Genomic DNA, 4,554 nt, shown 5'->3' on the forward strand with positions numbered 1-4,554 from the left:
ACGATAGTTGGAGGGTAGCCTCCTGCGAAAATAGCTCGATGCCAGGTCAAACTTTGCTCCACGACGACGCCTCCGATGGCAGCCTGAAGGCTGCGATCGGGGGCGTTTTCGTGTGCCTGGGTTGTGGGTTGGTGGCCACGAGATAGCTGTCCGACCTCGATCACCAGTCCCCAAGGGGGGATGATATTGAGTTGCCGATGCTGGGGATTGGTTTCGATGCTTGGGTCCTTGCGTGATGCGTCAAGTCAGGAGCTGGTAGGGACGTTGGGGCCAATAGGGACGTACGTGCCAAGACGTCAGGATGGGGAGCACAGCTGTGCCAAGGCTACGATTGATCGGTGGACTTGGTTTGGCCTGGATACGATGCCGTGCATAGGCTGATTTGATGTGGCACTGGGTTCGATGACAATGCCGCAGGCTCGATCACTTCTGCGTTTACAACGTTCGTGGAAGCCTTTCTGGGGAGCATACAGGTTATGGTTGCAGAACGATTGCACGGATCTCAGCGCAGCATTTGCCTATCACTGTCTGCAGTCTTTTTTGCCAGCAGTGTTGATTGCACTTTCGATTGCCTCGCGGATTCTTGGCAGAGATCGCGGCTTGGTGGAGCGATTGCTTGGTGTGGCAGATGGTATTTTGCCGGCTTCTGGCTTGCCTTTTTTTGAGATTCTATTGCAGAAATTTACGCGTCAAGGGTTTGGGGCGGGCCTATTGGGCATTCTGTTCCTTGTGCTCAGTGCTGGCAATATTTATCTGACTCTTCAGCGGGGCATGGATCGTGTATGGGGTTGGCGACATGCGGGGCTGGAGGGACTGCCATGGGACCAGGTTGTCAGGAGATTCGTTGTGCTCAGGCTGAAGGCATTCTTGCTGATCTCAGTCTTGGCAGTGTTGCTTGTTTTTGATCAGTTGATCAGTAACCTTGGCTTGTTTATCGATGGTGACGTTGCCTTTGCCTGGTTGCCACCTTGGCTGCAAAACCTGCTCCATGTTTCACTTTGGGCCGACCTTGGTGCTTCGATCCTGATTGGCCTGCTGTGCTCCTGGGTCGGTCTGTGGATCTTGCCCTCACGGCTTGTCCCTTTTGGGGTTGTGCTGCCTGGAGCCGTGTTGGCTGCGGTTGTGCTGATTACGATGAATCTCTCGATTGGGCCAATCCTGCTGCTGTTGGGTGTCAGGTTCCAGGCATATGGTGTAGTGGGTGGTGTCCTTGTGCTGACCCTGTGGATCTGGTTTATTGGTGTTGTTCTCTATTACAGTCAGTGTCTCAATGTGGTGTTGTGGCACGCACGTAAAAATAGAAAGCCCAAACTTGTGTTTTGAGCGGATTGTCGCCCGAACCCCTGCCATGACTTGATCATGCATCGCAACCTCATCGCTTCGCAGATCTGATGCAGCGCTCTTTCCCCTGGATCTGGCTTGTCTTGCTGGGTCTTCTCCTGCTGGCCCCCAGCCCAGCAGGCCGTGTCCTGCTGGATGTGCTTGGAGGTCTGACCCTTGGCCTGCTGCTGCTGCCGCTGATCGCTGCTGGGGGTGTCTGGATTGGCTGGCAGGTTCTGCGGCGACGCCTGCAAACCTGTCCTCGTTGCGGCAGTGCCAGCTTTTCCCAGGAGTCCTGTCCTCTCTGCGGTGCATCCATGCAGGCGGAATCGGAGGGGATGATGGTGAATCTCACCGATGATCCCTTGCAGCCTCAGTCTCGCGGCATGGAGAAGGAGGCGAGCACCGTCACCATCGATGTGGTGGCCCAGGAGGTGGACGATCGTTGACGGCGTGCGTCGGGTGCTTCAGCTGCCCGTGGCCTGCACCCCTTCACTCAATTGTTCTGCCAGGCGACGTTCCCGCAAATAGAGAAACAGAGGAGCCCCGCAGGCGAAGGCGATCAGGACGCAGCTCAGTAGCACCCAGATCAGCCCGCGCATCTGCAGGCGTCGGCTTTCCTGCACTATCCAGATCACCACAGCAGTGGCGCCGATCATCAGATCTCTGGACAGAGAGGTGGCGGCAGGATTGGCGGTCGCTAAAGCGATGAATGATGGCAGATCGAAGGCCTGATGATTGAGTTCGATAAAGTCAAGATTAGCCATCCAGGGCAGCACGGCTCCAGCAATGGCAAGGATGAGGTAGATCGCCTGTAAGGGACTCTGGGGAAGCCAGTGCATGGCGAAGGACTTTGAGGTCATACATCGTTCCTCAAGAATTGTGGTGGATCAGTGGGGTTGTAGTTGGTGCCAAGAATCATCGGCGGAAGATTGCTTGGTCGAATTGAGATGTGCGGATTATGGGGTGGATGATGGAGGCTGAGTGATTTGATCGGCGGGTGAGTGGTCTCCGTGTTGTCAAGGACTGGATCGGCGTGAGGTGTGTCTCGTTCATGAGGGTTCGAAAGGCCTTGGCTCACTCTGTTCGTCTTGCTGGGACCACTGCAACACCTCTTGTTCCACATGTTCGAGTATGGCTTCGCATCGATCGATGTAGCTCAGGCCACGTCGGTACAGCGCCGCCATGTGCTCGACGTCGAGGTCGCTGGTCTGCAGCTCCGCCAACACAAGCTCAAGGGCCGTTCGAGACTGGAGAAAGCTGAGATCCTCTGCCCCGCTGGGTGAGGGATCTGTTTTGGGGGCCGATGCCCGGCGATCAGCTGCCTTGGGTTCGGCTGCCTTGCGACCCGATCTTTTTGGGCTCTTGCTGAGATTGGAGCTGCCCTTGACCGGTGTCGTGGGCAGTGGATCGGTGGCGGCTGTTCCGTCGCTTGGGAAATCTTCGGATGGAGTTGCTTCGGTCTTCTTGAGCATGGGGGTTGGTGGTCAGGGTCGTCACTGGACCAGGTGTTTCAGATCGAGGTTGCGGCACTGCGGCTCACCACGGCTTCCAGCCCCCCCTCACGGAGCTGCACAGTGATCGCGTCACCGGCGTTCACCTCCTTCCAGGTGCGCAGCAGATGGCCATCCTGCCCCCGCACCAGCGAGAAGCCACGCTCCAGGATGTGCTGCGGCGAGAGGGCCTGAAGCAACTGACGTTGCTGCTGCAGACGCTGGCGGCTCTGAACCAGCAGCCCTTGGGGGTGAAGAGCCTCGAGCCTCTGGCGTTGCTGCGCCAGCCGTTGTGTTTCCAGATCGAGGCGCCAGCGCAAGGATCGCTGCAGATGGAGACGTTGCTGGCGCAGATCCAGAAGTGCCCCCTGCTGGTCAGGCAGCAGGGCCACCAGAGCGGCCGTGGGCGTGGCGGCCCGATAGTCCGCCACCAGATCAGCAATGGTGGTGTCGTCTTCATGGCCCAGACCGCAGACCACCGGGATTGCGGCACTGCCCAGGCAACGGGCCAGCCGTTCGCCGTCGAACACCGCCAGATCCTCTCGATTCCCTCCCCCTCGGGCCAGCACCAACGCCTCGACACCGAGTCGTTCGGCCTGGCGGCTTACGGCCTCCAGCGCCGTGCAGATTTCCCCTTCCACGGGACCCTGCACGGGGATCGGCACCACCAGAATCCGTGTGGCCGGCCATCGTTCGCGGGCAGTGCGCAGCATGTCCGCCAGGGCGGAGCTGGGCACGCTGGTGAGCAGGGCGATGCACCCGGGATGTTCGGGCAGAGGGCGCTTTCGCTCTGGGTCGAACCAGCCTTCCGGTGCCAACAGTTCCCGCACCCGCTCGAATTGGCGCAAGGCAGCCTGGCGCCCTGGGCGAATGTCCAGCACCTGGACGCAGAGGCTGGCTCGGGCGTCCCAGAAATTGAGACGGCCGATGATGGTGACACCGTCACCTTCGGCGGGGAGGTACGAGAGTTTCTGGCGCAGGGAAGACCAGATCACCCCTGAGATGGTGGCGTCGCCATCGGTGAGGGTCAGCCAGATGTGTCCCTTCTTGAGCTGCGGACGGCTCACGGTCGCCTCCAGCAGAAAGCGCGGCGCAAACCCCCGTTCCAGCAGGGTTCCGATGGCCCGATTGAGCTCGGCCACGCCAAATGAAGGCAGGCCAGCGGATGTGGCGTAGGCGTTCTGGGATCGGGGCTCCAGCGGAGATGGGATCACGTCAGTGGGAGATCCGTTGGTCGTGCCACTGGTTCGTACACCATTGGGTCTCGCGCCACTGGGGCTGGTCCACCTGTCGGTGAAGGTCGTTGTGTGCTCTGGTTGAGATTGAGGCTGGCCAAGCCTCCAGGCCGGATCGATGGCTGCAGGCTGAGCAGGAGACTGATAATCGCGACTCTGATATGAAGCCTGCCATCAGTGTTCCAGCTTGCGGTACTGAAACCACCAGTAGAGGCTGACGACAGAACCGATCACGGCCACGACGCGTCCAACGGGATGATCGATCCGTACAAAGCCCGCACCTGTGATCACCAGGGCGCTACTCAGCAACCTGGAGCCGTCCCGGCGGTTGTTGACATAGAAGCTGGGTGGCATCGAGTCGGCGGCACAGCGGAGGCAGCCTAAGAGTTTGCTGAAAAACCCCGCTTCCTCTGCGAGAATGAGTCAACTGCCCCAGGTTTGATGCGAGGTCAGCAGGAGCGCAGCGGCTCCTTGTTCTCCTACGTCTCGATCGAGGAGCGGATCCC

General features: G+C 59.4%; 6 protein-coding genes. 2 read left to right on the forward strand and 4 right to left on the reverse strand.

All coding sequences use genetic code 11. The features are described 5' to 3' along the window. Positions 1 to 402 precede the first annotated feature (402 nt). Positions 403 to 1,323, forward strand: coding sequence for a YihY/virulence factor BrkB family protein (locus VB777_RS12810; RefSeq protein WP_323249434.1), 921 nt, complete (start codon positions 403 to 405; stop codon positions 1,321 to 1,323). A 68-nt stretch (positions 1,324 to 1,391) separates the two neighbouring features. Next, positions 1,392 to 1,769 carry a hypothetical protein gene (locus VB777_RS12815; protein WP_323249436.1) on the forward strand — a complete coding sequence of 126 codons (378 nt, stop codon included), beginning with the start codon at positions 1,392 to 1,394 and terminating at the stop codon, positions 1,767 to 1,769. Between the two features lie 18 nt (positions 1,770 to 1,787). Here the strand turns inward: VB777_RS12815 and VB777_RS12820 are convergent, their stop codons facing one another. The 4 genes from VB777_RS12820 to VB777_RS12835 all read right to left on the reverse strand — a co-directional run bounded on the left by VB777_RS12820 (position 1,788) and on the right by VB777_RS12835 (position 4,402). Further along, a complete protein-coding gene (locus tag VB777_RS12820) occupies positions 1,788 to 2,183 on the reverse strand; it encodes a DUF2834 domain-containing protein (protein ID WP_231598196.1) in 396 nt (131 codons plus the stop codon). 189 nt (positions 2,184 to 2,372) lie between these two features. Then, positions 2,373 to 2,795 carry an exodeoxyribonuclease VII small subunit gene (gene xseB / locus VB777_RS12825; RefSeq protein WP_323249439.1) on the reverse strand — a complete coding sequence of 141 codons (423 nt, stop codon included), beginning with the start codon at positions 2,793 to 2,795 and terminating at the stop codon, positions 2,373 to 2,375. A gap of 38 nt (positions 2,796 to 2,833) precedes the next feature. Next, a complete protein-coding gene (xseA, locus tag VB777_RS12830) occupies positions 2,834 to 3,955 on the reverse strand; it encodes an exodeoxyribonuclease VII large subunit (RefSeq protein ID WP_323249440.1) in 1,122 nt (373 codons plus the stop codon). A 267-nt stretch (positions 3,956 to 4,222) separates the two neighbouring features. Then, the gene (locus tag VB777_RS12835) at positions 4,223 to 4,402 is read right to left on the reverse strand and encodes a hypothetical protein (RefSeq protein ID WP_197158637.1); all 180 of its coding nucleotides are present in this window, start codon (positions 4,400 to 4,402) and stop codon (positions 4,223 to 4,225) included. Positions 4,403 to 4,554 lie beyond the last annotated feature (152 nt).

The organism is Synechococcus sp. CCY9202 (genome assembly GCF_034931685.1).
Lineage (GTDB): Bacteria > Cyanobacteriota > Cyanobacteriia > PCC-6307 > Cyanobiaceae > CBW1002.

Bases quoted from the DNA above. Each gene is read 5' to 3' on its own strand.
- VB777_RS12810 (WP_323249434.1), top strand. From the start codon at position 403: ATGACAATGCCGCAGGCTCGATCACTTCTGCGTTTACAACGTTCGTGG.
- VB777_RS12835 (WP_197158637.1), bottom strand. From the start codon at position 4,402: ATGCCACCCAGCTTCTATGTCAACAACCGCCGGGACGGCTCCAGGTTG.
- VB777_RS12820 (WP_231598196.1), bottom strand. From the start codon at position 2,183: ATGACCTCAAAGTCCTTCGCCATGCACTGGCTTCCCCAGAGTCCCTTA.
- xseB (WP_323249439.1), bottom strand. From the start codon at position 2,795: ATGCTCAAGAAGACCGAAGCAACTCCATCCGAAGATTTCCCAAGCGAC.
- VB777_RS12815 (WP_323249436.1), top strand. From the start codon at position 1,392: ATGCAGCGCTCTTTCCCCTGGATCTGGCTTGTCTTGCTGGGTCTTCTC.